The 1,715-nt window shown below is 70.2% G+C and carries 1 protein-coding gene and 1 tRNA gene; both read right to left on the bottom strand.

Annotated elements, in window-relative coordinates:
- Nucleotides 1-103: 103 nt before the first annotated feature.
- Nucleotides 104-976, bottom strand: coding sequence for a Bax inhibitor-1/YccA family protein (locus ACFVHI_RS37130; protein WP_380346468.1), 873 nt, complete (start codon nucleotides 974-976; stop codon nucleotides 104-106).
- A 139-nt stretch (nucleotides 977-1,115) separates the two neighbouring features.
- Nucleotides 1,116-1,197: transfer RNA gene (locus ACFVHI_RS37125), tRNA-Leu, on the bottom strand.
- Nucleotides 1,198-1,715 lie beyond the last annotated feature (518 nt).

Raw genomic sequence — 1,715 nt, 5'->3', positions numbered from 1 at the left:
ACCGGGTGTGTTCGAACGCTATCCCCGGGCACCCAACCCCCGGCCGGCCCCCGGCTGCGTTCCGCGGGGGGCCCCCGGCGGCAGTGGTACGGCGGGAACGCGGTTAGTCGTCGCCGCGCAGGATCGCGATCAGGCGCAGCATCTCCATGTAGATCCAGACCAGCGACAGGGTCAGCCCGAAGGCGGCCCGCCAGGACTCGCGCTGCGGCGCGCCCTGGGCGATGGCCTCCTCGACCGCCGCGAAGTCCAGCGACAGGAAGAACGCGCCCAGGGCGATGCCGACCAGGCCGACCACGATGCCCAGCGGGCCCGAGCGCAGGCCCATGTCGGCGCCGAACGCCATCGCGACCATGTTGACCAGCATCAGCAGCACGAAGCCGATGGCGATCGCGATGCCGATCCGCTGGTAGCGCGCGGTGACCCGGATCCTGCCGCTCTTGTAGGCGAACAGCATCGCCGCGAAGACCGCCGCCGTACCCAGCACCGCCTGGAGCACGATGCCGTTCAGCATGGTGTTGAAGACGTGTGAGACGGCACCGAGCGCGAAGCCCTGGAGCGCCGCGTAGGTCAGGATCAGCGGCGGGCTGACACTGCGCTTGAAGGCGATGACCAGGTAGACGACGAAGGCGACGATCGAGGCGCCGGCGGCGTAGCCGTAGTTCTCGAACGGCAGCGCGAACCAGGCCACCGCACCGCCGGCGACCAGGGTCAGCAGCGTCATGGCCGTGCGCGCGACCACGTCGTCGAGCGTCATCCGCCCGGTGGCGGCGGGGCCGGCCGACGGCCCGTTGTACATCTCGTACAGCTGCTCGTCGGTCAGCGGGCCCTGCGCCTGCGGCTGCTGGGCGTAAGGGGTCCCCGCGTAGGGGTTGTTGCCGTACTGGCCCCCGGCCTGCGTGGTGGTACCGAACCCCGCGTAGCCGGGCTCGCGGGTGAAGGACCCCTCCCGCGAGAAGACCGGGTTGCTGCTTCTCATTGCACATTCCCTCCGTGGCGGCACTGCACCGCCCAGCCACCAGGGTAATGGCTTGGCAAAAATATCGGGATACGCCGCGAGGAGGATCACTGAACGACTCCCGGCGGGGACGCCGTCGGCGCCCCCCCGAGTCGAGCGGTGCCCGGAGCCGGACTCGAACCGGCACGGCCTCGCGGCCAAGCAGTTTTAAGCTGCCCGTGTCTGCGTTCCACCATCCGGGCGTCCTGTGGACGGGCCGCTCCATCGGCCGGAGAAGAAACGCTCCACCCCCGGTGCGGGCCACCCCAGAGCCTAGTCGCCCGCCTCACTCTTTCGCATGTTCCCAGCCAGGGAAGTTGTCATGTTTCCTTGCGATCTGACGAACAGTCCGCAATTCGGCCACGAAGTGCACGAGTTCCGGCCACCGACCCGCGCTCAGGGTCGGCGTCATACCCCAGGAGGAGGGCGTCACCTGGCCGTACGCCCAGCGGCGGTCAGGCCAACCGTCCGGCGGAGCGACGAGAACTCATGATCACACGGCGGAGCATGGAGGTACGGCCGGGCGCCCCTGGCGGCCCGGCCGTCCAGGCGCCCAGCGCGTCTCCCGCAGCCCGCGACCACCAAGGAGCACCCCCGTGACCACGTCGACCGCAACCGCCGTCCGGACCGGCCTGGCGGCCGCCCGCGCCACCGGCCTCAACAAGGTCTACGGGGACGGGGAGACCCGCGTCGTGGCCCTCGACAACGTCAGCGTCGACTT

This window comes from Kitasatospora sp. NPDC127121 (genome assembly GCF_042677305.1).
Lineage (GTDB): Bacteria > Actinomycetota > Actinomycetes > Streptomycetales > Streptomycetaceae > Kitasatospora.
The sequence above is the reverse complement of the archived record's forward strand: the minus strand, read 5'-3'. Positions and strand labels throughout refer to the sequence as shown.

Coding starts and splice junctions, on each gene's coding strand:
- ACFVHI_RS37130 (WP_380346468.1), bottom strand. CDS start 976: ATGAGAAGCAGCAACCCGGTCTTCTCGCGGGAGGGGTCCTTCACCCGC.